Origin of the sequence: Desulfovibrio sp. Fe33 (assembly GCF_028532725.1) — a bacterium.
In the GTDB taxonomy this organism is placed as follows: Bacteria; Desulfobacterota; Desulfovibrionia; order Desulfovibrionales; family Desulfovibrionaceae; genus Pseudodesulfovibrio.
This window is the reverse complement of sequence record NZ_JAQKGU010000013.1, coordinates 14,912-40,240: the sequence shown is the minus strand read 5'-3', so window position 1 is coordinate 40,240 and position 25,329 is coordinate 14,912. Positions and strand designations below refer to the sequence as shown.

Below are 25,329 nucleotides of genomic sequence, written 5' to 3'. Positions count from 1 at the left end.
ACGCCCCGCGTCCGTTCCCGCGGCGTAAAGGATAACAATAAGGGCACACGGGGACGGATATTCCCAAAGATGGCGCGACAACGCCACTTACCGACGGATTTCTCTTCCTTATCCCGGCCGCCGGAGGCAAGAATAATGAAATTGGAAATATGTACCTGGCCTGACGACGTCCTGGCCGCCAAGGCCGAACCCGTCGGCGAAATCACCCCCGAGCTCCAGGAACTCATCGAAAACATGGTGGAAACCATGTACGAATCCGACGGAGTGGGGCTGGCCGCGCCGCAGGTGGACAAGTCCATCCGGCTCATCTGCGTGGACCAGACCGGTCCCAAGGAAAGGGGCGATCTGCGCGTCCTCATCAACCCCGAAATCATCGATTCCGACGGTGAAGTGGAGTCCGAGGAAGGCTGCCTGAGCTGCCCCGAGTTCAACATCACGGTCAAACGCCGCCAACGGGTCAAGGTCAAGGCCCTGGGCCGCGAAGGCGAGGAAATCAGCCTGGACGCGGACGGCCTCCTGGCCATCATCCTCCAGCATGAGATCGATCATCTGGACGGCGTGACCCTGGCCGACCGCGCGGGCCGCCTGAAAAAAGCCATGTACCGCAAGAAGGCCGCGAGATGGAAGAGATAGCCGGTTCCAACCAGGGCACGCCCGAATCCTGGGGCGCGGTAAACCTGAAGCCCCTTCGCGTGGTTTTCATGGGCACCCCGGACTTCGCCGCCGAAGCCCTGGAAATTCTGCTCAAATTCGACGCGGCCGACATTGTCGCCGTGTACACCCAGCCGGACAGGCCATGCGGACGCGGACGCCAGTGCAAGCCCTCGCCGGTCAAGCAGGTGGCCTTGGAGCACGATATCCCCGTGCTCCAGCCGGTGAATTTCAAGGACCAGGCCGATATCGACGAACTGGCCGCCCTGAAGCCGGACCTGCTGGTGGTGGCGGCCTACGGGCTGATCCTGCCCCAGGCGGTGCTCGACATCCCGGCCGTGCTGCCCCTGAACATCCACGCATCGCTGCTGCCCCGCTGGCGCGGCGCGGCCCCGATCCAGCGGGCCGTCGAAAACGGCGACGTGGTCACCGGCATCTCGATCATGAAGATGGAGGCCGGGCTGGACACCGGGCCGGTCATGGTCCAACGCGCCCTGCGCATCGGCCACAACGACCACGCCGGAACCATTCACGACGAACTGGCGAAGTTGGGCGGCATCTGCATTTGCGAGGCTCTCGCCCGACTCCAGACCGGAGCTTACGACCTGAAGCCCCAGGATGATTCGCTGGCCACCTATGCGAAGAAGCTGGAGAAAAAGGAAGGCGAAATAGACTGGAACCGTCCCGCCGAGGATATCCACAACCGCATCCGCGCCATGTATCCGTGGCCCGGCGCGTTCTTCGACTGGACCAACCCGGAAGGCAAAGCCCTGCGCCTCAACGTGACGCCCGGCGAGATTTCCGACGAGTCCGCTCCCAAGGTCGCCCCGGGCACCATCCTGGGCGAAATGGAAGGAAAGCTGGCCATCGTCACCGCCGACAAGGTATACCTGACACCCGAGGTCAAGCCGCAAGGCAAGAAGGGCATGGACGCCACGGCCTTCACCTGCGGATACATGAAGGAATGCAAATAGGTACACCCCTGGACCAGCCCCGGTCCGTCCGACGGGCGCGCAAACGCCTTTTCATCGGCCTGATCAGCATCGCCTGCCTGGTCATTTGCCTTTTTCTGGGCCTGCTCTGGCTGGTGCCCTACATCGGCCTGGACAACATCCACCCATCCGCCAAATGGGTGCTCGGCGCGGCGGTCGTGGGCCTCATCGGGCTGGTCTGCGTGGCCTATTGGGGATTGTTCCTGAACATCATCACCAAGAAGCCGCTGCCCGGCGCGCGCCGGTTCCGAGGACTGACCATCAAGCTGTTCCTGCCGCTCATGGTCCTGCTGGGCCGGGTGTTCGGCATCGAAAAGGAACTCATCAGGCTCTCGTTCATCTCGGTGAACAACGACCTGGTTCTGGCCGAGGCCAGGCGGTACGCGCCGAACGAGATCCTCCTGCTCATGCCGCACTGCCTACAGAACTCCAAATGCGACCGGCGGCTGACCTACGACATCAACAACTGCGTGCGCTGCGGCAAATGCTCCATGGCCGGGCTGCTCGATCTGCACGACAAGTACGGGGTGAACCTGGCCATCGCCACAGGCGGAACCATCGCCCGCCGCATCGTCGTCCAGCTCCGCCCGAAATTGATAATCGCCGTGGCCTGCCACCGCGACCTCTCCTCGGGCATCCAGGACACCTACCCGTTGCCCGTATACGGCGTGCTCAACGAACGGCCGCACGGCCCCTGCCTCGACACCACCGTATCCCTGCCCATCGTCGAGAAAATGCTCGCCCGCTTCATCGATCCGGACAAGGCCAAGGACGGCCGGACCATATCAACGGGCGAGGCCGCCCGGTCGTAACCGGGCAGCCGCCTCACGCGTAACGCCGCCCCCTAGTCGTGGGTGGCCCACATGCCGCTGTAGACCCAGCCGTAATACTTGCGGGCGATATGCACCGCCACCTCGGAAGCGTCGTCCAGGCCGAACTTGGGTACATCCACGGCCACGCTCTGATTCGAGACCATGGCGATGAGCTTCTTCGACTGCTGGTTGTTCCGGCCGCAAAGGGGATGGTCGTGCGCCTCCTGGCGGAAGACCTCGATCTTGGGCTGATCGGAATTGAAATATCCTTCAGCCAGGACCACATCCTTGTCGGCAAGCAAAGTCTCGGCGAGTTCCTCCAGGGAGCGTTCCCGATCCACGGACTGGATCATGGCCACACGCTCGGGCGAGGAGACAACCACGGTCTCGGCTCCGGCCTGCTTGAGCCGCCAGGAGTCCTTGCCCTTCACGTCCATCTCGAAGGTATGGGCGTCGTGCTTGACGGCTCCCACGGTCAGGCCGAGCTTCTGCAACTCGGGCACAAGTTTTTCCAGGAACGTGGTTTTGCCGGCTTTTTTCTTGCCGATGATGCAGAATATATGCTGAGTCATTTTAAGCCCCTATGTTTTGAAATACAGGAACGCGCCCGGACTCCCGCCATTGGGGTCGGACGCGGCACAGCCATACTTTTCAGTTTATATAAAGGGAACCAGGGGCGCAATCCTTTACAACCCATGGGCCGGGTGCCAATATGAATGGGATATATTTACCTCCCCGCTTTCGCGGCAGGCCGCCGCGGAGCGGGAAAAAGGCCGCGCCGAAGGCGCATACAGGGGATGCAAGGGTGTGAGCCCTTGCCCGCCGGAGGCGAAATCACCCGACCATTGCCGCAAAGCGGCTTTCAATGCCTGATTTCGTCTTCAGGGAGTTAAAGGAACAGTTCCCATATGAATGGGATAAAAGCTGCAAACACCCCAAGGGAGCCCATGCAAACACCCATTTCCCGCAAGGACGCCATCCGAAAGCTGCTCGGCCTCACTCGCCCGGCCGGGAAAGCGGCCGTTTCCCCCATGGACGGGATCGGACTGGCTTCGGTCCTGGACGTGGCCGCCCTGTGCGATGTGCCCGAGCAGGCCTGCTCGGTGCGCGACGGGTACGCCGTGCGCAGCCGGGACGTGGCCGAGGCCGGGGACATGACCCCGGTGCGGCTGGAGGTGAACGGGTGCATCCGGGCCGAATCCAGGGCCCCTGCCCCCATCGAGGCCGGGAAGGCCGTACGGGTCTTGACCGGAGGTCCTGTCCCGCCCGGCGCGGACGCTGTGCTGGCCGAGGAGGATGTGGAGGAGCTGGCTGGCGCCATACTGGTCCGCGAGCCCGTGCGCGAAGGATGGTACGTCCGCCCTGCGGGCGGTGAAATTTCTGCGGGCACGATGATCGCCCCGGCCGGGACGTTGGTCACGCCCCAGGGTGCAGCGGTCATGACCCGGACCCGGGTCGAGTCCATCCAGGTCCGCCTCCGGCCGCGCGTCCGGCTCACGGCTCTCGGCAGCGAGCTGGCCAAACCGGGCGAGAGCCTGAGCGGCACGGCCCGATTCCCCGCGGACAACCTGGTTCTGCTCCGGGGCCTCTTCGAGGCGGCGGGGGCGCAGGTGGAGCGAACGTCGGTGGTCCCTGACGATCGCGACCGGCTGGTGGACGCCCTGTCCCGGGACGACCTGCCCGAGATCGTGGCCACCACGGGCGGCACCGGCAACAGCGAACGGGATTTCGCCTTCGAGGCGGCGAAGGAGAGCGGCTTCACGCCGGTCTTCAAACGCATCGACATCCGACCCGGCAGGAACATGTTCGCGGCCGTGCGCGGCAACACCCTGCTCTTCGGCCTGCCCGGGCCTCCCGCCGCCGGGCACGCCTGTTTCCACGCGGTCATCCTTCCGGTTATCCACCGATTGCTCGGCCTGCCCGAACCCGAACCCCGCATGGCCCGCTTCACGCAATCCATCAACGCGCGGGCCGGTTCCGAGTGGCTCGTGCAATGCGAACTCGCGGTCCGAGGCTCCACCCTGACCGCCACCCCGCTGGCCGGCAAAACCCTGCCCCCCATGCACGGGCTCGCCCTGGCCCATGGCCTCGCCGTCCTGCAAAGCGGCCAGACCGTCAGCCCCGGCGACGAAACCGAAATACTGACAACCCTATTCTGACAGCCCGATGTTCCGGGTGAAGAGGAGCCCCTTCGGGGAGTGTTCGAATCCCGCGGATTATAACATCCCTGTCCGGAGACATGCGTTACGCTTGCGCCGGAGTCATGGACGCGCGAGCCTCCCCACGATCCCCCGGCCTCCGGCCTGGACGAAGACGGCATTCCAAGCCGGAGCACATGCCTCGGTGCCCGCACCGGGCCAACTCGGCGAAATGCTTTGTCACGGACCTTTCGATAGGCCGTCACGAAGATGTAACATCACAGGTCTATCACTACGTCACACGTTGACGAGGAATAGTTTTATCATAATTTTTTAAGGAAGGTACTTCTGATGAAAAAATTGCTCATTGCTTTCGTGACACTGGCTGTTCTGAGCGTTTCCGCTCTGTCCTTCGCCGCGGAAATCCGCGTCAAGGGTTCCACCACCGTCGACCCGGCCATGAAGAAGCTGGTGGCCGCCTACCAGACCGCCAATCCGGGCGTGAATTTCTCCATCTCCGCCACCGGCTCCGGTGACGGCGCCAAGGCCATCATCAACAAGACCGCCGACATCGGCATGATGTCCCGCGACATGAAGACCGCCGAAATCGAAAAGTGCAAGGCCAACGGCATCGAGCCCGTCAAGTTCGTCATCGCCCTGGACTGCCTGGTGCCCATCGTCCACCCCTCCAACCCGGTTTCCATGATCACCACCGCCCAGCTCAAGGACATGTACCAGGACAAGATCCGCAACTGGAAGGATGTCGGCGGTAACGACGGCATGATCGCCCTGTTCTCCCGCGAGACCAACTCCGGCACCTACGAGGTGTGGCACGAGAAGGTCATGGAGAAGAAGGATGAATTCGACATGGTCTCCCGTATGCCTTCCAACGCCGCCATGTCCGCCAAGATCGCCGGCAACAAGAAGGGCATCGGCTACGTCGGCCTGGGCTTCCTGAACCCCAAGGTCAAGGCTCTGACCGTCAACGGCGTGGTTCCCTCCGTCGAGACCGGCAAGGACGGCTCCTACCCCCTGTCCCGCACCCTGAACCTGTACACCGGCGGACAGCCCTCCGGCGAAGCCGCCAAGTTCATCGACTTCATCATGTCCCCCGCCGGTCAGAAGATCGTCGCCGAAGTCGGTTTCGTCCCGGTCAAGTAACTGAAACGAAACGACTGATTCAGACCTGAAAACACCCCGTCGGGGCGCCTGACGCGCCCCGACGGGATCACGCTTGAGAAAGAGGCGAGAATAAATGCTCTCACGCTCCAATAAGGAAAAGCTCATCAAGGGACTCTTTCTGATGGCCGCCAGCGCGTCCATCATCGCCCTGGGCCTTATCATGTATTTTCTGGTGTCCGAGGCGCTGCCCACCTTCATGGGCTTCAACGCCATGGGTGAAAAATTCCAGGGCGTCGGCGTCCTCGACTTCATCTTCGGCACCCAATGGAAACCGGTTTCCGAGACTCCCCAGTGGGGCATCCTGCCCCTTATCATGGGCTCCGTCTGGGTGACGCTGTTTTCCTCGATCATCGCCATCCCCCTGGGCATCATGACGGCCGTGTACCTGGCCGAAATCGCGCCGCGCAGGGTCCGCGAAATCGTCAAGCCCATGGTCGAGCTGCTGGCCTCCCTCCCCTCGGTCGTCATCGGCTTCTTCGGCATGGTCGTCGTCGCTCCGATCCTGCTCAACCTTTTCGACATCCGGTTCGGCGTGAACATGCTCAACGCCTCGATCATGCTCGCGTTCATGGCGGTGCCCACCATCACCTCCATCGCCGAAGACGCCATCCACTCGGTGCCCGACGAAGTGCGCGAAGGGTCCCTGGCCCTGGGCGCGACCCGTTTCGAAACCATCTGGCGAGTGGTGTTGCCCTCATCCCTGTCCGGTCTTTCCACCGCGGTCATCCTGGGCATGTCACGCTCCATCGGCGAAACCATGGTCGTGCTCATGGTCGCGGGCGGCGCCGCGCGCATCCCGACCTCCATCTTCGACCCGGTCCGGCCCATGCCCGCCTCCATCGCCGCGGAAATGGGCGAGACCAGCTTCGGCCTGGAAATGCACTACTTCGCCCTGTTCGCCATCGCCATGGTCCTGTTCGTCATCACTTTTCTCTTCAACCTCCTGGCCGACCACATCGCCCACAAATATAAGCAGGTCGGCTCGGCCAGCCTCTAGGAAAAGGACATGTCAGAAATGGTAAGCACCGATATGACCATGAACGGCTCCAACATACCGGACACCCCGGGCCTGCGCTTCAAGCGCAAGGCCACCCAGGAAATCTGGTTCACCCTGTTCCGCATCGCCGTGGGCATCAACGGGTTGGCCCTGTTCATCATCGTCGGCTACATGATTTACTACGGACTGCCGGCCATCACCTGGGACTTCCTGACCACCCAGCCCACCGAGGGCGGACTGGCGGGCGGCATCTTCCCCTGCATCGTGGGCACCTTCTACCTGTCCATCGGCTCCATGGCCCTGGCCCTGCCCCTTGGCGTGGCGGCCGCCATCTACCTGCATGAATACGCCATGCCCGGCCCGTTCATGCGCGTGGTCAGGCTGTGCATCAACAACCTGGCGGGCGTCCCGTCCGTGGTCTTCGGGCTGTTCGGCATGGCCTTCTTCGTGGCCGCCCGCGATCTCGGCGGCCTCGGCATGGGCGTGTCCATCGCCGCGGGCTGCATGACCCTGGCCGTGCTCATCCTGCCGGTCATCATCGGCACCTCCGAGGAGGCGCTCAGGAGCGTTCCCGACACCTACCGCGAGGCCTCCCTGGGCCTGGGCGCGACCAAGTGGCAGACCATCTTCAAGGTCGTCCTGCCCTCGGCCATGCCCGGCATCCTGACCGGCTCCATCCTGTCCATCTCCCGCGCGGCGGGTGAGACAGCGGCCATCATGTTCACTGCGGCGGCCAGCTACAACCCGACCCTGCCGACCTCCATCTTCAACGAGGTCATGGCCCTGCCCTACCAGATTTACTCCCTTTCCGTTTCCTCCACCGACCCCGAGGCCACCTTACCTCTCCAGTACGGCACTTCGCTCGTGCTGGTGGCCCTGGTGTTGGGCATGAACCTGATCGCCATCATGTTGCGCTCCCGCCTTCGCAAGAAGCTGGGTTAGCCTGACGGCGGACGGCGAAGCCCCCCGCGCCTAACCGGCTCGGGGGGCTTTCTCTTGGGGAACTATTCCGTTGACTCTCTGAAGACAAAAATCAGGTGTTGAAAGCCGCTTTGCGGCAATGGTCGGATGATTTCGCCTCCGGCGGGCAAGGGTTCGCACCCTTGCATCCCCTGTATGCGCCTTCGGCGCGGGCTATTCCCCGCTCTGCGGCGTCCTGGCCGGAAAGCGGGAGATAGGTCCCTTTTACATGAATCAGAAGCGATAAGAGTAGCGGCTAGAGGCTCCCGTAAAGACGCAGATAATCGCCTACCATGCGCTCGACGGCAAACTTTCTGCCCCCGGACAGGAAAGCCTCCTGGCCCATCTGGCGGACCATGGACCGGCTGGACAGGACCGATCTGGAGGTCTCGACGAATTGGCCGATGTCGCCGGGCGGCACGAGCATCCCGGTCATGCGGTCCACGATCTGCTCGGGTATCCCGCCCACGGCGTAGGCCACGACGGGCAGCCCGGCGGCCATGGCCTCCAGGACGACCAGGGAATGGTTGTCCGCGCGCGTGGGATAGAGCAGCGCGTCGGACGCGGCCATGAGCATGAACAGTTTCCCACGGTCCACATAGGGCCACAGGATGAAATCGTCCCGCCGCTCCTCCCGGTCGCCGCCCACCGCGAAACAAACCAGGTCGGGCATGTCCGCCTTCAGACGCTCCCATATTTCCTTCCAGGCGTCCCCGGATTTGTAAGCCGCGTTCATGCCGCCGTGGGCCGCGAACAGGGCCACCCGCGCCCCGGGATGTATGCCGAACATCTTACGGGCCTCGGCCTTGCCTATCCTTTCCATAGGCCACGGAATGCCGTTGGGGATGATCTTCACCGGCCGCAGCAGATGGGTCTTGGCGAGCCGCGCCAGCCATCGGGACGGGGCGGCGAGAACGGGTTCCAGCCGCGCGATCTCGGCCAGCTTGCGCTTGCGCACCGCGTTCGCGTCCGGGAAATTGCGCGGGCAGGGGTCGGCGCAGCCGCTCTCGGACATGGGACAGCCCAGCGGATAGGGACAGCCGCCGGTGAACAACTCGCAATCGTGCAGAGTGATGACCGTCTTCACCCCCGTGGGAATGGAACCGAGCAGGGTGGGCCAGTCCCCCGTGCAATGCACATGGACGATGCCCCCCCTGGGGATGTGCGCTCCGAGATCCTCGGGCGATATCGCCTCGCCCTCGGACTGCTCGGCAAGCTCGAAGGTCAAATGCGCGTCCACGCCCCCCAATTCGAGGCCGTCGATGAGAAGCTGCGCAACCCGCGTGGCCCCTCCGCTCGACTCCAGGCCGGTATGATGAACAATCGGTGGCAGGCGCATGGCCTAGCGGTCCACCTTTTCCATATCCAGAACCATGTTCACCAGGTCCGGGTCGTTGGGGTCAGGCGAAATCTCGAAACCGAACTTCCGGGACAGCCCCTGCATGGCCTTGTTCTCGATCATGGTCTGGCCGGTGAGCAGCCTGGTGCCCCGGTCCTTGGTATACCGGATGCCCTTGTGGAAGAGCATGGACCCGAGCCCCGAGCCCTTGAGATCGGAACGGACCACGATGGCGAACTCCGCTTCGGAGTTGTCCGGCCTGGTGTTGGTGCGCATGACGCCCAGGGTCTCGGGGTCGCCGCGCTCGTCCAAGGCAGTCGCGATGAAGGCCATCTCCCGGTCGTAATCGATCTGGGTGAAGCGGGCGATATCCTTGTGGTCGAACTCGCGCTGGACCACGCCGAAGAAACGCAGCCGCAGGTCCTCGTCCGAAAGGCTTCCGAGAAAGGCGCGATGGGTGGCCTCGTCCTCGGGCCGGATGGGGCGCAACGTGACCTGCCGCCCGCTCTTGATGGTGACGCACTCCTCAAGCTCGCGCGGATACGGCCGGATGGCCAGCCTGGATTCGCCCACGCCCTCGAAAGGCGCTATCTCCACCTTCGCGTCCAGGGCAAGAACGCCCTCGGAGTCGGCATATAGCGGGTTGATGTCGATGCTCGTGATCTGCGGCACGTCCACGATGAGCTGCGATATCTGGATGATCGTCAGGCAGATGTCGTCGATGTCCGCCGGTAGATGGGACGGCGTGCCCTTGAGCAGGGTCGCTATGCGGGTCCGCCCCACCAGCTCGCGCGCCAGGGACATGGACAGCGGCGGCAGGGTGAGGGCCTGGTCCTGGATCATTTCGCGGGCCATGCCCCCGTGCCCGAATTGGAGCACCGGGCCGAACGTGTTGTCCAGATGGGCCGAAACGGAAAGCTCGTGCGCGCCGGGCCTGCGCCCCATCTTCTGGACCGTGAACCCCTCGATGTAGGCGTCGGGCCGCTCCCGGCTGCAACGGGCCAAAATGGAGGCCGCGCCTTCCCATACGCGTTCCGGAGTCTCCAGGTCGAGCAGCACGCCGCCCACGTCGAAGGGCTGGGGAATCTGCGGACTCCTGAGCTTCAAGGCCACGGGATAGCCGAGCGCGTCGGCCGCGATGACCGCCTCCTTGGCGGACACGGCGATGCGGGTTTCGACCACGGGGATGCCGTAGGCGGCCAAAATGTCTTTCGCCTCGGGCTCCGTCAGAGCCTCCCGCCCGGTCTTGAGCGCGGCCCGCACGATCTCCCGCGCCCGCGCCGTGTCCGGAAAGAAATCCGAAGGCAGGGAGTCCGGGGTCTCGATGAGCATTTCCTGGTTGTGCAGGTACTCGGCCATGTACAGGAACGCCTGAACCGCCTGGGTGGGGGTCTCGTAGGTGGGGATGCCCGCGTTGCGGAAGACCTCCCGGGCCTGCCCCGCCTTGCCGGAGCCGAGCCAGGCCGTCAGGACCATGCGCCGCACCCGCTTCAGGGAATCGCGGATGGCCTCGGCCACCTCCACGTCGGGCTGGGCGGTCCAGGGCACATGCATGGCCAGGATGCCATTGGAATTCTTGTCCTTGATGAGCAGCTTGAGGACCTCGGAATAGGCCTTGCCGTCGGCGTTGAACGGGATGTCCACGGGGTTCGCGCGGGACCAGTTCTCCTCGCCGAGCACGGTGTCGATGGCCTTGATGGTTTCCTCGGACAGGGGAGCCAGCTCCCCGCCGCCCACCAGCAGCCGGTCGGCGGCCAGGATGCCCGCGCTGGTCCCGTTGGTCAGGATGGCCAGCTTGCGGCCATGGACCTGCCGGGGCGCGGACAGGGTCTGAGCCGCGTCGAACAGCCCGTCGATGTCCTCCACCCGAAGCATACCGGCCCGGCGGAAGGCCACATCGTAAATTTCGTCGGAATTCCGGCGGCCGCCCGTGCCGCGCAGCTTGAGGTCGCCGAGCACGGTGTCCAGCGCCTGGCCCGGCCGAATGACCAGCACAGGCTTGTTGCGCGAGGCGGCCCTGGCGGCGGACATGAACTCGCGGGCGTCCTTGACCGACTCCACATACAGCATGATGGACCGGGTCAGCGGGTCCGATCCCAGATAGTCGAGAATATCGGCGAAGGTCACGTCCACGCGGCTGCCGAGGGCGACCATGTGCGAAAAGCCCACGCCCTTGTCGATGGCCCAGTCCAGAACCGTGGCGAAAAGCGAATCCGATTGGGAGATGAAGGCCACCTTGCCCGGCTCAACCCGCGCATGGGCCAATGAAGCGTTCAGGTTCAGGGACGGAACCATGAACCCCAGGGATTTGGGGCCGAGGATGCGGATTTCCGGAGGACGGGCGATGGACAGGATGGTGGATTTGATGTCGAGGCTCTCCTCCCGGGACATGGAGGCGAACCCCGCGCCCATGAGCACCGCGCCGCGCGTACCCCGCTCCTTGAGGGAGTGGATGACCTCCGGGACCTCATCCAGGGGCGAACAGACCACGGCCAGATCGGGAGTCTTGGGCAGATGCTTGACCGAAGGATAGGTCAGCACCCCGGCGATGGCCTCGGCCTGCGACGAAACCGGCATGACCGGTCCCATAAACCCTCCGGCCATGATGTTGCGCATGACGATGTTGCCCGCATTCCTGGGATCGTTGGTGGCGCCGATGACCGCGACGGATGTGGGTTTGAAGAGATATTCGAGGTTGGTGACGCTCATGTGGCTCCTTGGCGTGTCGTGACGTAAGCGGTTTAGACAAAGGATAGCGTGTTTTACCGTAACGAGGCAACAGCAGAATGGACGCGGAGAGCTCCCGGCCATTTCCCCGACGGCCGCGCCTTTCCGACTTTCGCATCAAGATTTCCATACAACTCTAAAGTTTTCTAATGGACACGCGATAAGTCTTTTGAGGGGATGTCCACGCAGACAACAAAGGAGTGCGGACCATGGCTATCGAACCCTTGATGCAACAGACTGGGACCTTCGTTGACGCGCTGGCCGTCAAGACCGCGGCGACGAGCAAGACCGAGGCCGAAGCCGCCATGGACGCGCGTGTGCCCGACCAGGGAGACACGGTGACCATCTCCGAGGAGGGCCGCGCCCTCATCGCTCTCGAAATGCCCGGTGAAACCGAGGAGTCCGACCAGGAAAAGGACATGGACCAGACCATCCAGACCCTCAAGGACCGCATCCAGAAGCTTGAGGAGGAGATCGAGGCCCTTGAGGACGGCGACCTCCCCGAAAACCGCAAGATGACGCAAATGCAGGAAAAGCAGACCATGCTCATGGACCTGCGCGACCAGTTGCTCAAGGCCCAGCAGACCAAGCTCAAGGTCGACGGCATGGCCGACGGCGGCGGCACCCGCGCCAACGGCTTCGGCAACTCGGCTGAGACCTTCTAGCGGCGATCCCGCGCGGTCCTCCCCGCCGCGGTTTCCCCCTGGCCGGTCTTTCCGGCCTCATTTCGCCCCCCGCTCCCGGTGCGGCGAATATCCCCCTTGACGCCCTTTTTCCCACTCGTATATTGTGAATATACGCCGAAAGGCCCGTTGCGGGCGATCGCGGACCAGGGACGGTCGGCTCGGCGGGGAGAACGATCCCATGTCCATGGGAGTAACTGACTTCATAGTGGCCGGACCTCCCGGCCAGGTCACGGCGGGCCCTGCGGGAACCTTCCAGGCAGTCCAGGCCGGACAGGTCTCCATCGGCGAGCCAGGCCACGTGCCCATCGACACCACGCCCGCGCGCGTGCCCATCGACACGTCCATGGCGCGCATTCCCTATGCCGCGCCCACCGGCGCGCCCGTGAACATTTCCGGCGGCCCCGGCGGGGGAGGCGGTAGCGCGTCTTCGGGCATATCCATCCTGAATGTCGGAGGAGGGGGCTCTGTCGCAGGCCCCGTCTCCGGCTCGGGCGGAAGTTCGACCTCGGGCGGAAGTTCGACCTCGGGCGTCGTCTCCACCTCAGGCGGCATCGTCCAGTCCTCCGGCGGAGGCGCAACCAGCCAAAACACATCCGGCGGCGGCCCAGTCTCGGGCGGGGCCAACGTGCCCATTTCCACCGAATCCGGCCGAAGCGGCATGGCCCAGTCCATGGGCGGCGGTTCCGTCCAGATCGGCGGCGCGCCCGGTGCGAGCGGTTCCGGCGGCGGCCCAGTCTCGGGCGGAGCCAATGTGCCCATCTCCACGGAAAGCGGACGCCCGCCCATCGCGCAGGCGACGGGCGGCGGCACGGTCGGTTCCTCGGGCGGCGGCTCCGTAGAACGGCCCGGCTCCTCCCCGGCCTCGGCCACAGGCAACGTGGCCATCGCGCCTGCTATGGGCGTCCAGCCGGTGTCGCCCGGAGGCCATGTGGAGATCGCCCCGCACATCGGATTTTCCATGCCTTCCCTGACGGGCTTCGTGCCGGTCTCTCCAGCCGGGACCATCATGGCCCACCGCATGACCAACCCGCACGGCATGTACTTCGGCCACACCCAGAACTGGCCGAGCGATGTTATCCACCACTCGCGCCAAACCGCGCCCTACATTCCTGCGGATGTGCCGATGGCCCCGTGGATACCCACCGCCGACGGCTACGAAGAGCCCTTCACCACGCCCAAGGTAGACTTCGACCAGGACTCGGGAACGGGAACAACCATCGACATGCGGTTCGAATATTCCCTGAACATCGACCAGACCCAGGACATCGAACAGAACAGGGAAGTGATCTACAACCAGACCGTGGACCAGAACCTGGACCTGTCCATGAACTCGGTCATCGAACGCAGCGACCGCAACACCGTGCAGTACGAATTCGACAACTCCACCACCCGGACACTTGACCTGTCCTCCGAACGGACCACCGAAAACACCCACAACGTCACGCAGAATTTCAACAGGAACAACGACTTCTCCTCCGAGACCACCGTTGTCAACGCGCTCGGTCCGGCCAGCCAGGACACTTCCTATGCCTTCGACAACTCGTCGCGCACCATCCTCAACTTCGACGCGCCGGAACGCACCGGCGGCGACATCGTGGTCGGCAACGCATAGTCGGAAAAACCGAAACACGAATCAAACAACCTTCGCCGAAGGCGACATAAAAAGTTTCGGAGAGTCCAGAGAACCCTTTTCAAAGGGTTCTCTGGCGGGGTCCGGGGCGGCGCCCCGGCGGGTGCAGGGCCGCGCCCTGCCCTCCCCGAAGGGGCCAATCTCCCTAATCGACCATCAAACTCGTGGTCTGGAATACGCAGGGGTCGGTGAAGCCGTACAGCCGGGCGAAGCGGAAGAGGCGTTTGTCGAACCGCCCCCGGTCGTCGGCGCGGACGCCCATGATTTTGGGCAGGCCGAGCCGACGGGCCTCTGATTTGAGCCATTCCACGTCCCCCGACAGATTCCGGCGCACGTCCGGTCCCCAACGGGTCATGGTCAGGTGCAGTTCGAGATAACCGCCCCGGTCGGCTATGGCGCTGACGCCATAGACAACGCGGCCGTCGGTCAATTCAAGCCAGCGGTACGCCCCGTCATCCGGGAAGTGGGCCAGGAGCTCGGGACGATCGAATGTTTCATGCACGGCCATGGCTTCCTCCGAACGGATTGAAGTCGTTGTCGGCCCGAGCCGGGCGGGGTCCTGCTTCGGGCTGACGGAATCCCACGGCGAAGTAGCGGAATCCGTCCGCCGCGTGACTGGTCCAGTCATGCACGGGCCGGGACGAGAAGTCGGAGGTCCGGTCGTTGAAGGAGCGCCTGTAGTGCCGCAACGCTTCAAGGCCGGGACCGCAGCGGGTCTCGTCGAACCAACAGCGCGGCAGGATCGTGCGCACGGCGTTGATGCCGTCCTGGATGGGAATATTGGCCGCGATGTTGAAACGGATTCCCAGGGACCGGGCCGTTTCCAGGCGCGACCGGCCGGTGCCGAGCTCGCGCACGCGGATGTCGTGGGGCGCGATGTGCGTGCCGTACTTGTACCCTTTGGCGTCGAGAACACGGGCGTAATGATCCAGCCCCTCGCCGCAGGCCTCGTAGTAGTCGATGACCGCGAAGGTGCCGCCGGGCTTGGCCTGAACGAACCAGATGGAGGTGGAATCGGACATGCCCAGATCCCAGGCGGTGTGCACGGGCATGGACGGATCATGTGGCACGGCGGTGACGCGGCCGTCGCGGTCGGCGTCGGCCAGGAGCTGACCGAAGTAGGCCCCGCGAATGGCGGCGGTGAAGGAACATTCGAACTCCTGCTCGTATTCCTCGGGCGACATTTCCCGTGCGCTGGCCGCAAGCTCGTCGGAGGGGATGATTCCGGTTTCGGAGGCGCGATACATGGCGGCGAGCCAATCCTGTTCGGCCCGGGCCTTCTCCCATATTTCGTAGAGGGCGTTCTTGCCCCGGGGCGTGCCTATGAACATGGCCCACCCCTTGCGGTCGGACAGGGCGGGACGAATGACTTCGGTCCAGACGCGCAGGGGCATCTGAGCCACCTCGTCGAAGACCACGCCGTCCAGATACATGCCGCGCAGAGAATCCGGGTTGTTGGCCCCGAAAAGCCGGATACGCGAGCCGTTCTCGAAGTCGGCGCGCAGTTCGGTCTCATTGAATTTCACGGTGCATTCGTCACGCCCCTGGCCGCAGTACCGCTTGAGTTCGTCCCAGACCACGGTCTTCGCCTGCCGGTAGAGCGGGGCGATGTAGGCCCCGCGCCAATCCGGGCGGGCGGTGGACTTCGCGGCCTTGATGAGCCGGTTGACGGACAACACGGTCTTGCCGAACCGGCGGTGGCAGACCAGGACGGAAAAACGGCCGAGCTTCGCCTCGATCCGGGCCTGGTGCTCCCTGGGCACATACAGATCAGTAAACATTGTTTCCTCGCTTATGTTGACGGGCGGCGCGGGCCAAGGCTATTCCTCGGCCATGCGGACTTACGCCCTGATTGTCTTGTTCTGCCTGCTTCTGGCCTCGACGGGCTGCGCCCCAAAGGCCGACCAGCCTGTCGCGCCCACCCGGGCGGAGCTCGCGGCGCAACAACGCGAGGCCCGGGCCGCCGAAGCCCTGGCCGAGGCCATGCAGCTCATGCACGACGGCGGGTTCCTCGACGAGGACACGGCGCTTCGCTACCTGGACCAGGCTTTGGAGCTTGACCCGGAGCTGGCCAACGCCCGCTATTACCGGGCGACGATCCTGTTTTCCAAAGGGAGGACGGACGAAGCCCTGGCGGACGTGAACCGGACCATCGAGCTGAAGCCGGACCATGTGAACGCGTTGTACACGCGGGGCTCCATCCTCTTGAATATGGGCCAATACCGGAAAGCGGCCCGGGACTTCTCGCAGGTCATCCGGCACGACCCCACCGTGGCCGAGGCGTTTGTCCGGCGCGGCCTGTGCTACCTCCGGCTGAACCGCGCGGACGAGGCCATCGACGACTTCGGCAGCGCCCTGGCCATCAACCCGGCCAACCTGGAAGCCAACTACAATCGGGGCATGGCCCACCTGGCCCGCAAGGACTACGAAGCCGCCCTGAGCGACCTGTCCCAGGCGTACATCCTGGATTCCGACAACGTCCTGCTGCTTTCCGCGCGCGCCCAGGCCCAGCTCAAGCTCGGGCGGTACAGGGAAGCCGCCAGGGACTACCGCCGCGCCACCCAGCTCGAACCGGGACAGAGCGCCCTTTTCGGACTGCTGGGCGAGGCCCTTGCCGGAGCCGGCGACATGGACGAAGCCATTGAAGCCGTTGAAACGGCCCTGACGCTGGCGCGCGCCCGGGGCGACGACTTCCTGGCCTCCCAATACATGGACCAGCTCCGGCAATACCGGGACAAAATCTATCCCTAGGCTCATCGCAGGGCCTCGAACAGAATGCGCCCGCCCAGCGCCGCCGTGCCCGCGAGGCTGCCCCATACCAGCCGCTCCAGGACGCGGATTTTCTCGCGATGGCTATGGCATTGGCGAGCCTCGTTGATTTCCCTGATGGCTTCCTGAATCGCCTTGACCCGTTCGTCTATGCGAACCAGAAGATCCTGCACGTCCTCCTTGTTCATGGCCGTCATTTGCCGCCTCCCAAGGCGTCCCTGAGGCCGCGCACCGCGCCGGGCAGGTAATCGCCGATCTTCTTGACCCCGAGCACGGCGGCCACGATCCAGAACGTGATCTGAAGGAACCAGTCGGGCAGCGCCTCCCAGGCACGGATGACCTCGCCCGCGCCTTCGGGGTCCGCCCCGAACCAGATGAAAAAGCCGATCCAGGCGAAAAAGAGCACGTCATCCTTCCAGCCCGAGTTTTCCAGTTGCTTCATTTCCCAGTCATGGTTGAATTCCTGGTCCGAGCGGGCCAGCCGCACACGGTTTTCCATGACCGCCTTCTTCAATTCCCGTTTCCCCCTGAAGTGGTCCGCCACTCCGTCCACCACCGTGGTCAGCAGTCCCGCCACGGCCGCGATAATCGGTATCGCCATGTCGTTCTCCAAATACTTGAGGTTGCCGATGGCCGCCCCGGTCCGGGAGAATCATAGCCCCGGTTTCAGTGAAAACCCGGTCGTGAAAGAGAATGGCAGGGAAAAGCGGCCGAATGGCATAAAAAAACAACTTGACGGGGTATCCGCCGGCGAGGCCGCCGGGAACGCTCCGCCCGCCCGGGAAAAAGCCGTCGCAGGGCTAGCCAAATGGCTCGGGAAACGTTAAGAATAGCTCAAAATATCGACCGTATCCGGCCGGAAACGGCCGTTCAAACAAGGAGGACCCCCCTATGCTGGTAGCCAACTGGATGACCAAGGACGTTTATACCATCACCCCGGACCGCTCCATGATGAAGGCCTCCAAGTTCATGAAGGACAAGGGAATAAGCCGCCTGCCCGTGGTGGATGAGAACGGCAGGATCGTGGGCATCATCTCGGACCGCGACGTCAAGGACGCCTCCCCGTCCAAGGCCACCACCCTCGATGTGCACGAGCTGTACTACCTCCTCTCCGAGGTCAAGGTGCAGGACATCATGACCAAGAAGGTCGTCACCATCCGCGACACCGAGACCGTGGAAAAGGCCGCGGTGCTCATGCTTGAAGGCAACTTCGGCGGCCTGCCCGTGGTGGACGAGAACGACAAGGTCGTGGGCATCATCACCGACACCGACATTTTCAAGGTCCTGGTCGAAATTTCCGGCATCTACGAAGGCGGCGCCCAATTCTGCCTGCGGCTGTCCACCGCTCCCGGCAGCCTCCGCCCGGTCCTCGCCTTCCTCAAGGACAACGGCGCGCGCATCATGTCCATCATGACCCACAACGTGCCCGAATCCGAAGGGTTCAAGAACGTCTACATCCGCATCCGCGATATGGAGAAGCCCGAATTCAAGCGCCTCAAGCAGGGCCTGGCCGAACAGTTCGAGGTCCTCTACTGGGTCGTGGACTCGGTTCACAACGTCATCTAGCCGGGAGACGAACCCCGGATAAGCGCTAAAAAACGCATTTTACGCAATAAAAAGACGATAAGTTACTTGATCTATATACGCTTGTAATATAGCATGATCTTACCGACGATCTCTGCCTTTTTAATAAGGCTGTGAGGCCGCCCCGCTTCCGGGCGGCCTCTCTCCTTTCCGAACGGCAACCAGACCATTCGCAACTCGGCCCCGACCACGCCACGTCAAAGCGCAACACCCCATTTCTTCTCGCCGAGCGCGGCTTTCCGCCGACTTAATTTCCGCCGGTCCCATGAAGAACTGAAAGCCCCCGCGCTCATCGATCGGATCAACGTCCGCAAAATATTAAGAGACATCTTAAGAAACGGGTCGCCCATCCGATTAGACCAAATGAAGATTGCGAAAAGGAGCGGTTATGGGAAACGTGGTTGCCCTTGAGGAATTCCGGCGTGCCCTGGACCAGCGCGAGGAGCGCGGTCCGACATTGCCGCGCCCGGAAATCCGGGGCGCGGACATCTGGGGCCGGGACTACACCAAATTGGAAGCGGTGGTCTTCGGACTGCTGAAGGTCCGGGAGATAGCGGCCTACCATGCGGCCCTGCGCGCCGCCCGGCATACGGACCGGTCCGACAGGCAGGAGTTCGACTCATTGTGCCTGAACGCCCTTGAAGCCGCCTACCGGGTGGAGGACATCGGCCCGGCCCGTCTCAAGGCGGCGATCAAACCGCTCAAGGAACGGCTCCTGGACGCCATGACCGAGGACAACAAGCGCGATATGGCCTGGGCGTTGGTCTTGGTAGACCTCATAGAAAAGTCTCCAACAAAATAGTTATCGATAAGCGACGATAATTCATTTATCCTGTAAAATCTGATTAATGTAAGCCGACAATCTGGTCGGCTTTATTTTTCCCACCGCCCGTGGCGGCCATGCGCGCCCGAACGGCCCGCTTTCCCCGAATCCACTTCCCGACCTCGGAACCGCTCCGGGTTCGCCGAAACGCCGAACGCGGCCACTTGCCGTTTACCCGGTATTTTTCGCCCTTCCCCGATATTTTATTGCCGTGACGAAACAGTGCCGTATGGTGCAGGCATGGGAGAAGAAGCAATCGGCCGAAGCGGCCCCCATATACTGCTGTCGGCGGGCTGTCTGTTCCACCTGCCGCTCAAGCTTGTGGCGCGCATCGGCCGCGAAGCCGGATTCGCGGGCATGGAGCTGATAATGAACTCCCCGAAGCTCAACCCCGACGCCGGACTGGAGGCCATCAGCGACATCCTGCCCATCCGCAGCCTGCACGCCCCGTTCCGCGACTGGGCGGCCTGGGGCGGGCATCTCAACTCATGGCGGGCGACCACGGCCCTGGCCAACGCGCTGCCCGATGCCGACCACATCACCATGCACCCTCCGGGCACCCGGCTGGCCAATATGATCCAGAACCGCTGGTTCGAGAAAGCCGTAGACCTGCCGTTGCTCCTGGACGCCAAGGGCCGCATCCGCTTTTCGCTGGAGAACATGCCGTGGGCCGAGGGTTCACCCTTCGGCAAGGACCCGCTGGACAAGCTCATGGCCCAGTGCCGGGACAAGAACGTGGGCCTGACCTTCGACGTCTGCCACATGGGCGTGTCGGGACGCGACGTGCTGGAGGCCATCGACAAGGTCCCGCACGGCCTGCTTTACAACGTCCACTTCTCCGACGCCGTGGGCTACACCGAACACCTCGCGCCCGGCAGGGGCGCGCTGCCGCTGGACGCCTTCCTCGAACGCCTTGGCAAACGGGGATACGCCGGATACATTACTCTCGAACTGGAGCCAGGCGCCTTCCCCACAGACATGGAGGGCACCGTGGAAATGCTCACCAGGCTGCGCAGGGACATGGAAGCGCGGCTCGAAACCGGCCGGGGGGAATAACCGACATGCCTGAAGCCTACCTCGAAGCGGTCCGCAAGGAAGGCCAGACCGTGAACAACCTTTTCACCTTCCTCGGCGTGGAGGTGGTGTCCATCGAACCCGACCGCGCCGTGCTCAAACTGCCCTTCAAGCCGGAGCTGACCCAGGGGGCGGGCATGGTCGCGGGCGGCGTGCTGACCTCTCTGCTCGATGAAGCCATGGCTCACGCCGTGCTCGGCGGCAACGCGCCCGGCGAGCGGACCACCACCATCGATCTGTCCGTCAGTTTTCTCCGCGCGGTCAGGCCCGGCTCGGACCTGATCTGCGAAGCAAACGTGGTCAAACGCGGCAGCCGCGTGCTGTTCGTCGAAGCTTCGGCCTCGTCCGGCGACCGAGAAGTCGCCAGGGCCACGGCCTCGTTCCTGCTCCTTGCCTGATCCGCAGCCCTTGCCCAACGCCCCACGGTGATTATTCTTCTTCCGTAAGACAACAACGGAGGAATCTCATGACCACCGATAATCGACTCATCGTCTGCCCCCAATGCGGGGCGGTAAACCGCGTAAATCCCGGCCGCGAGGCCGAAGCCGCCTGCGGCAAATGCGGCGGCAGGGTCTTCGAAGCCCAGCCCCTTGAGCTGGTCGGCTCCACCTTTGACCGCCATATAGGCAAGAGCGAAGTCCCCGTTCTCGTGGATTTCTACTCTCCCACCTGCGGCCCCTGCCTCATGATGGGCCCGCAGTTCGCCGACGCCGCCAAGACCCTGTTCCCCAAGGTCAGGCTGGCAAAAATCGACACCTCGGCCGAACAGACCGTTGCCGCGCGCTACGGCATCCGCGCCGTGCCCACCCTCATCCTGTTCAGGAATGGCCGCGAGATCGCCAGGCAATCCGGTGCAATGGACGCCCGAGGCATTGCCGGGTGGGTCGGACAGCACATCTAACATGCAAGAGGGGTCTCATCCCCTTTTAGGGAGAGCCGGATATGTGCGTCCGGCTCTCCTTTTTTTTGGGGAGCTATCCCTTTAGTTCCCTGGAGAGGAAAATCAGGAGTTGAAAGCCGCTTCGCGGCAATAGTCGGGTGATTTCGCCTCCGGCGGGCAAGGGTTCGCACCCTTGCATCCCTTTTATGCGCCTTTGGCGCGGGTGTTTCCGCTTCGCCAGTGCGGGGAGTTAAATGTATTGGTCCTTGTTTTGCGCCCGCCACAAAGGCGCTTTCCCGAGCCAACGCTTGACGGGAACGCGGACAAGGGCGAAAACGGCATATGCTCCTGGACGTCCCATTTCTGCCCGACGACGACTACGTCGATTTCCTGCGCGAACGGTCCGACAGACTGGCCTCGGTCCACTTTTCCCTATGCGACACGCGCGTATCCGACGCGCGGCAGCGGACGGCCCCGGCCGACCTCGACGCCGTCATCAGCGGCCTGAAGCGGCTGCCGGGAATGGACAGGCTCCTGCTCATGAACGCCCGATTCCTTCATCCGGAGCGTTATTTCGACACCAAGGGGCTGCACGGGACCGCCGACCTGCTGGACAGGCTGACGGACGAGGCCGGACTGACCGGAATCGTCTTCGCCGACGCCTACTTCCTTCAGGCGTTGTCCGACGCCCGGCCCGCCACATGCGAACGGCTTGCCGCCGTGCCCAGCATCAACGCCATGCCGGATTCGCCCTCGCGCGTCTTCGCCCTGCTGGACCTGATCGGCGAGACCGCGTTCCGCCCGCCGAAACGGGTGGTGGCGGACAGGTCGCTCAACCGCGATCCGGACGGCCTGAACGCGCTGGTCCACGGACTGCGCGCCAGACACACGGACATCCAACTCTTCCTCATGGCCAACGAGGGGTGCCTGTACCAATGCCCGTACAAGCCTGCCCACGACGCCCACGTCGGACTGGTGGTGGAGGGGCTGTGCGGCGACCGGACCTTTGCGTTGAACCGGGATTTCGGCTGCGTGCGACGCATGATCCGGGAGCCGGGACTGATGCTCGCTTCGCCCTTCATCCGTCCCGAGGATGCCGGGCGATACGCTGGTGTAGCCCATGGCCTCAAGCTGTGCGGCCGAAATCGTGGTACGGCCTTTCTCATGCGTACGGTGGCCGCCTATGCGGAAGGACGTTACGACGGCAACCTCCTGGACCTCATGGACGCCATGGGCGATCTCGCAGACCGGGTGCGCATACCCAACGGCAGCCTGCCCGCCGACTTCTTCGACCGGGTCACGTCATGCGACAAGGCGTGCCGGACCTGCGGCCTGTGCGCCGCCCTGGCCGATCGCATCGCCGAACGCGTCGATCCCGGCCTGCCGACGTACCGGCCCTGATTGTTTTCATTCAGCCGGGTTTGCCGTAGACTGCAAACCTGAATCGAATACAAGGAGCTTTGACGATGAAGAAATCCCTCGGTCCCAATACCCTAGCCCAGCCCACTCCGGTCTGGGCGGTGGGTTCCTACGACGAGGCGGACAAGCCCAACGCCATGATCGCCGCCTGGGGCGGCATCTGCGGCTCGGACCCCGCCTGCCTGACCGTATCCGTGCGCCCCTCGCGCCATACCTATGCGGGAATCATGAAACACAAGGCGTTCACCGTGTCGGTGAGCCCGGCCTATCTGGCCGCCGAGGCGGACTACCTCGGCATGGTCTCGGGCGAAAAGGTGGACAAATTCGCGGCCACGGGACTCACCCCGGTGAAGAGCGATTGCGTCGACGCCCCGTACATCGGTGAATTCCCGCTGGTCATCGAGTGCGAGCTCAAGGAGACGGTTGACCTCAAGGCGCACGTCATGCTCGTGGGCGAGATCAAGGACGTGAAATGCGACGACGACAAGCTGGTCGACGGCAAATTTCCCGACCCGGAAAAAATCCTTCCGCTCATTTTCTCCCCGGGAACCCGCGCCTACCACACCGTGGGCGAAAAAATCGGCAAGGGCTTCGACATCGGCAAGAAGTACCTGAAAAAGGACTAGAACCATGCGCCGCGCCGCCTTCCGAACGATTCTCCTCACGGCCCTGCTTGTTCTCGGGACCGGGTGCGCGGTGCGCCATTCCCCTGCGCCGCAGCTCCCCCTTGTCCAGGACGCCGGGGCGTATCACGGATTGCCGGGAGACGCGCGGCTCATGAGCCCCGACATCCAGGCCGCGGCCTGGTCGGATTTCCTCACGCGGCACTTCGACCCATGGGAGCGGACTCGTCCTGAATTCCCGGCGGAAAAGGTCTTCTGGGGACTGACCGCCTTTTCGAAAAGGCCCCTCTTCGGTGAAAACATCCTCCCGCGCGACCCAGACTGGCTTTCGGCCATGGCCGACGCCTCGCGCGTGGGCGAATATCCGAGCCTGAACCGCCGCGCCGTAAGCGTGGTCAACACCTCCATGCGGGTCCTGCCCACGGACAAGCCCGTCTTCCTCGATCCCCGGCAGGCGGGCGAAGGGTTCCCCTTCGACTACATGCAAAACTCCCTGGTCCTGGCCGGAACCCCGCTCTACGCCACCCACGAAAGCGCCGACCGGGCCTGGGTCCTGGTGGAATCGCGCTTCGCCTACGGTTGGGTCAGGGCCACGGACATCGCCTGGGTGGACGACGGGTTCGCCAAACGGTTCCGAGCCGAAGCCTATGCGGCGGTTGTCCGGGACGGGGTGTCCCTGGTGGACGAGGACGGAATTTTCCGCTGCACGGGAACTATCGGCACTCTGCTGCCCCTGGCCGGGGACACCTCCGACAACGGAGAAGCGGCCGACAAGGGCCTCACGGTCATGGTTCCGGCCCGTGACGACCGGGGCAGGGCCGTGGCCAAGCTCGCCCGCATCGCGCCCGGCGGCGCCGAACCGGCCCCGCTGCCGCCCACGCCCGACAACTTCGCGCGCCTGGCCGGCCTCATGATCGGCGAGCCCTACGGCTGGGGCGGACTGTATGGTGATCGGGACTGCTCGGCCACGACCATGGACCTCATGGCCGCCTTCGGCATCTTCCTGCCGCGCAATTCAAGCCAGCAGGCCAAACTCGGCTGGGTTACGCCCCTGGAGCACGGCGACGGACAGGCCAAGAAGAACCTCCTGCTCGAAGAGGGAGTTCCGTTCCTGACCCTGGTACGCAAGCCGGGACACATCATGATCTACATAGGCTCCGAAAACGGCCAGCCCGTGGTCCTGCACACCGTTTGGGGGCTCAAGACCCGGCGCAACGGAGTCGAGGGGCGGGCGGTCATAGGCCGCACCGTCATCACCACCCTGGAGCCGGGGACCGATCTGAAGGACCTGGCCCGGCCCGACGGGGTGCTCCTGAACTCGGTCAATTCCTTCAACACCCTGCCCTGACCGCCGCGCGCCCCGCCAACACGCGCGGCCGATTTTCCCGTTCCCGTCTGGGTGTCCCTACAGACCGGCGTCCGGCCGTTCCCTGAACACGTAATTGCTGATATGGCGGTCCCGCTGTTCGCGAATCCACCGCTGCAAATCCTCGGGCAGAGCCCGCCACGACCCCTTGTCGTCCCGCTTCCAGGCGGGCAGCCCCTTGTCCCGAACCAGTTCCGTGATGTTGCGAGGATTTTCTCCCACGGCCTCGCAAATTTCCTTCGCCCCTTTCAAGCAGATATCCGACATGCCTTCCCCCGGCCTATTCCGTTATCTCGAACCTGAAAGCCCGCTCTCCCGCGCAACGGGCGAGAAATTCCCCAAACGCGGCGCGGGAATCGAGAATCCCCCGCTCGCCCCCGATCTCGCCGAACCGGCTGCCCAGCAGAATGCACCCCCGCGTGTCTCCGACCACATTGCCGGGATGAAACAGAATGTGGGTGCGCCCCGGCACGTCCGCGACCTCGAAAGTGTTGCCGAAAGCGGGCGAATCCACCCGGTTGCAAGTATAGATTCCGGCCGGAATGCAGGACATGCCCACCCGGTTGCCGCGCTCCTGCGGCTCAAGGGTGACGCCGAAAACCCGGCCATCCAGGCGGAGCACGCCGAAAGTGCCTTCCTCGCCCTTTTCCAATCGCACTATGTCCACGTTTCTCATC

27 protein-coding genes are annotated in these 25,329 nt (G+C 63.8%); 18 read left to right on the top strand and 9 right to left on the bottom strand.

Annotated features, from left to right (window positions below; genetic code table 11):
• The first annotated feature begins 135 nt into the window (after positions 1–135).
• From def to PSN43_RS14790, 3 genes are read left to right on the top strand one after another with little or no spacing between them, the layout of a single operon-like run.
• The gene (gene def / locus PSN43_RS14800; protein ID WP_272701509.1) at positions 136–633 is read left to right on the top strand and encodes a peptide deformylase; all 498 of its coding nucleotides are present in this window, start codon (positions 136–138) and stop codon (positions 631–633) included.
• Entirely contained in the window at positions 621–1,625 is a 1,005-nt protein-coding gene (gene fmt / locus PSN43_RS14795; RefSeq protein ID WP_272701508.1) for a methionyl-tRNA formyltransferase, read from the top strand. Before def ends, fmt begins: the two co-directional genes overlap by 13 nt.
• Positions 1,616–2,455, top strand: a complete 840-nt coding sequence (locus PSN43_RS14790; protein WP_272701507.1) for a DUF116 domain-containing protein — start codon at positions 1,616–1,618, stop codon at positions 2,453–2,455. Before fmt ends, PSN43_RS14790 begins: the two co-directional genes overlap by 10 nt.
• 32 nt (positions 2,456–2,487) lie before the next feature.
• Here the strand turns inward: PSN43_RS14790 and mobB are convergent, their stop codons facing one another.
• The gene (gene mobB, locus PSN43_RS14785; RefSeq protein ID WP_272701506.1) at positions 2,488–3,027 is read right to left on the bottom strand and encodes a molybdopterin-guanine dinucleotide biosynthesis protein B; all 540 of its coding nucleotides are present in this window, start codon (positions 3,025–3,027) and stop codon (positions 2,488–2,490) included.
• A 375-nt stretch (positions 3,028–3,402) separates the two neighbouring features.
• Between mobB and PSN43_RS14780 the strand changes: the two genes are divergently transcribed.
• From PSN43_RS14780 to pstA, 4 genes are all read left to right on the top strand, one after another.
• On the top strand, positions 3,403–4,614 hold the full coding sequence (locus tag PSN43_RS14780) for a molybdopterin molybdotransferase MoeA (RefSeq protein WP_272701505.1): 1,212 nt from the start codon (positions 3,403–3,405) through the stop codon (positions 4,612–4,614).
• A 330-nt stretch (positions 4,615–4,944) separates the two neighbouring features.
• On the top strand, positions 4,945–5,754 hold the full coding sequence (locus tag PSN43_RS14775; RefSeq protein WP_272701504.1) for a PstS family phosphate ABC transporter substrate-binding protein: 810 nt from the start codon (positions 4,945–4,947) through the stop codon (positions 5,752–5,754).
• A gap of 94 nt (positions 5,755–5,848) precedes the next feature.
• Complete coding sequence (gene pstC, locus PSN43_RS14770) at positions 5,849–6,772, top strand: phosphate ABC transporter permease subunit PstC (protein ID WP_272701503.1); 924 nt, start codon at positions 5,849–5,851, stop codon at positions 6,770–6,772.
• 9 nt (positions 6,773–6,781) lie between these two features.
• Positions 6,782–7,714, top strand: a complete 933-nt coding sequence (gene pstA, locus PSN43_RS14765; protein ID WP_442874881.1) for a phosphate ABC transporter permease PstA — start codon at positions 6,782–6,784, stop codon at positions 7,712–7,714.
• Between the two features lie 274 nt (positions 7,715–7,988).
• On the opposite strand, the gene PSN43_RS14760 is transcribed toward pstA, so the two are convergent.
• Together PSN43_RS14760 and PSN43_RS14755 are read right to left on the bottom strand one after the other, a co-directional pair.
• Positions 7,989–9,071: a glycosyltransferase gene (locus tag PSN43_RS14760; RefSeq protein ID WP_272701502.1), complete on the bottom strand. Its 1,083-nt coding sequence runs from the start codon at positions 9,069–9,071 to the stop codon at positions 7,989–7,991.
• A gap of 3 nt (positions 9,072–9,074) precedes the next feature.
• Positions 9,075–11,780 carry a bifunctional acetate--CoA ligase family protein/GNAT family N-acetyltransferase gene (locus PSN43_RS14755; RefSeq protein ID WP_272701501.1) on the bottom strand — a complete coding sequence of 902 codons (2,706 nt, stop codon included), beginning with the start codon at positions 11,778–11,780 and terminating at the stop codon, positions 9,075–9,077.
• A 227-nt stretch (positions 11,781–12,007) separates the two neighbouring features.
• On the opposite strand from PSN43_RS14755, the gene PSN43_RS14750 reads away from it, so the two are divergent.
• Positions 12,008–12,463 carry a hypothetical protein gene (locus PSN43_RS14750; protein WP_272701500.1) on the top strand — a complete coding sequence of 152 codons (456 nt, stop codon included), beginning with the start codon at positions 12,008–12,010 and terminating at the stop codon, positions 12,461–12,463.
• Between the two features lie 199 nt (positions 12,464–12,662).
• Positions 12,663–14,096 carry a hypothetical protein gene (locus PSN43_RS14745; RefSeq protein WP_272701499.1) on the top strand — a complete coding sequence of 478 codons (1,434 nt, stop codon included), beginning with the start codon at positions 12,663–12,665 and terminating at the stop codon, positions 14,094–14,096.
• 163 nt (positions 14,097–14,259) lie between these two features.
• On the opposite strand, the gene PSN43_RS14740 is transcribed toward PSN43_RS14745, so the two are convergent.
• Both PSN43_RS14740 and PSN43_RS14735 read right to left on the bottom strand, forming a co-directional pair.
• On the bottom strand, positions 14,260–14,622 hold the full coding sequence (locus tag PSN43_RS14740; RefSeq protein ID WP_272701498.1) for a hypothetical protein: 363 nt from the start codon (positions 14,620–14,622) through the stop codon (positions 14,260–14,262).
• Positions 14,609–15,895 (bottom strand): terminase large subunit domain-containing protein, encoded by a 1,287-nt coding sequence (locus tag PSN43_RS14735; RefSeq protein WP_272701497.1) that lies wholly within the window; start codon positions 15,893–15,895, stop codon positions 14,609–14,611. Before PSN43_RS14735 ends, PSN43_RS14740 begins: the two co-directional genes overlap by 14 nt.
• 13 nt (positions 15,896–15,908) lie before the next feature.
• Between PSN43_RS14735 and PSN43_RS14730 the strand changes: the two genes are divergently transcribed.
• Positions 15,909–16,865, top strand: coding sequence for a tetratricopeptide repeat protein (locus tag PSN43_RS14730; protein ID WP_272701496.1), 957 nt, complete (start codon positions 15,909–15,911; stop codon positions 16,863–16,865).
• Positions 16,866–16,867: 2 nt separating this feature from the next.
• Here PSN43_RS14730 and PSN43_RS14725 read toward each other — a convergent pair whose 3' ends face one another.
• Both PSN43_RS14725 and PSN43_RS14720 read right to left on the bottom strand, forming a co-directional pair.
• Positions 16,868–17,080, bottom strand: a complete 213-nt coding sequence (locus tag PSN43_RS14725; RefSeq protein ID WP_272701495.1) for a hypothetical protein — start codon at positions 17,078–17,080, stop codon at positions 16,868–16,870.
• Complete coding sequence (locus tag PSN43_RS14720; RefSeq protein WP_272701494.1) at positions 17,077–17,484, bottom strand: hypothetical protein; 408 nt, start codon at positions 17,482–17,484, stop codon at positions 17,077–17,079. Before PSN43_RS14720 ends, PSN43_RS14725 begins: the two co-directional genes overlap by 4 nt.
• Before the next feature lie 290 nt (positions 17,485–17,774).
• Here PSN43_RS14720 and PSN43_RS14715 point away from each other — a divergent pair, with 290 nt between their 5' ends.
• The 8 genes from PSN43_RS14715 (at position 17,775) to PSN43_RS14680 (ending at position 24,634) form a co-directional block, all read left to right on the top strand.
• Complete coding sequence (locus PSN43_RS14715) at positions 17,775–18,449, top strand: CBS and ACT domain-containing protein (protein ID WP_272701493.1); 675 nt, start codon at positions 17,775–17,777, stop codon at positions 18,447–18,449.
• Positions 18,450–18,855: 406 nt separating this feature from the next.
• Positions 18,856–19,269: a hypothetical protein gene (locus PSN43_RS14710; RefSeq protein ID WP_272701492.1), complete on the top strand. Its 414-nt coding sequence runs from the start codon at positions 18,856–18,858 to the stop codon at positions 19,267–19,269.
• Positions 19,270–19,530: 261 nt separating this feature from the next.
• Positions 19,531–20,346, top strand: a complete 816-nt coding sequence (locus tag PSN43_RS14705) for a sugar phosphate isomerase/epimerase family protein (protein ID WP_272701491.1) — start codon at positions 19,531–19,533, stop codon at positions 20,344–20,346.
• A 5-nt stretch (positions 20,347–20,351) separates the two neighbouring features.
• A complete protein-coding gene (locus PSN43_RS14700) occupies positions 20,352–20,762 on the top strand; it encodes a PaaI family thioesterase (protein ID WP_272701490.1) in 411 nt (136 codons plus the stop codon).
• Between the two features lie 68 nt (positions 20,763–20,830).
• Positions 20,831–21,265 carry a thioredoxin family protein gene (locus PSN43_RS14695; RefSeq protein ID WP_272701489.1) on the top strand — a complete coding sequence of 145 codons (435 nt, stop codon included), beginning with the start codon at positions 20,831–20,833 and terminating at the stop codon, positions 21,263–21,265.
• A 321-nt stretch (positions 21,266–21,586) separates the two neighbouring features.
• Positions 21,587–22,645, top strand: coding sequence for a hypothetical protein (locus tag PSN43_RS14690; RefSeq protein WP_272701488.1), 1,059 nt, complete (start codon positions 21,587–21,589; stop codon positions 22,643–22,645).
• Between the two features lie 65 nt (positions 22,646–22,710).
• Positions 22,711–23,289: a flavin reductase family protein gene (locus tag PSN43_RS14685; RefSeq protein WP_272701487.1), complete on the top strand. Its 579-nt coding sequence runs from the start codon at positions 22,711–22,713 to the stop codon at positions 23,287–23,289.
• Between the two features lie 4 nt (positions 23,290–23,293).
• The gene (locus PSN43_RS14680; protein ID WP_272701486.1) at positions 23,294–24,634 is read left to right on the top strand and encodes an SH3 domain-containing protein; all 1,341 of its coding nucleotides are present in this window, start codon (positions 23,294–23,296) and stop codon (positions 24,632–24,634) included.
• Positions 24,635–24,691: 57 nt separating this feature from the next.
• Here the strand turns inward: PSN43_RS14680 and PSN43_RS14675 are convergent, their stop codons facing one another.
• Both PSN43_RS14675 and PSN43_RS14670 read right to left on the bottom strand, forming a co-directional pair.
• Positions 24,692–24,919, bottom strand: coding sequence for a helix-turn-helix domain-containing protein (locus tag PSN43_RS14675; protein WP_272701485.1), 228 nt, complete (start codon positions 24,917–24,919; stop codon positions 24,692–24,694).
• Positions 24,920–24,932: 13 nt separating this feature from the next.
• Positions 24,933–25,328: a DUF5675 family protein gene (locus PSN43_RS14670; RefSeq protein ID WP_272701484.1), complete on the bottom strand. Its 396-nt coding sequence runs from the start codon at positions 25,326–25,328 to the stop codon at positions 24,933–24,935.
• Between the last annotated feature and the right edge of the window lies 1 nt (position 25,329).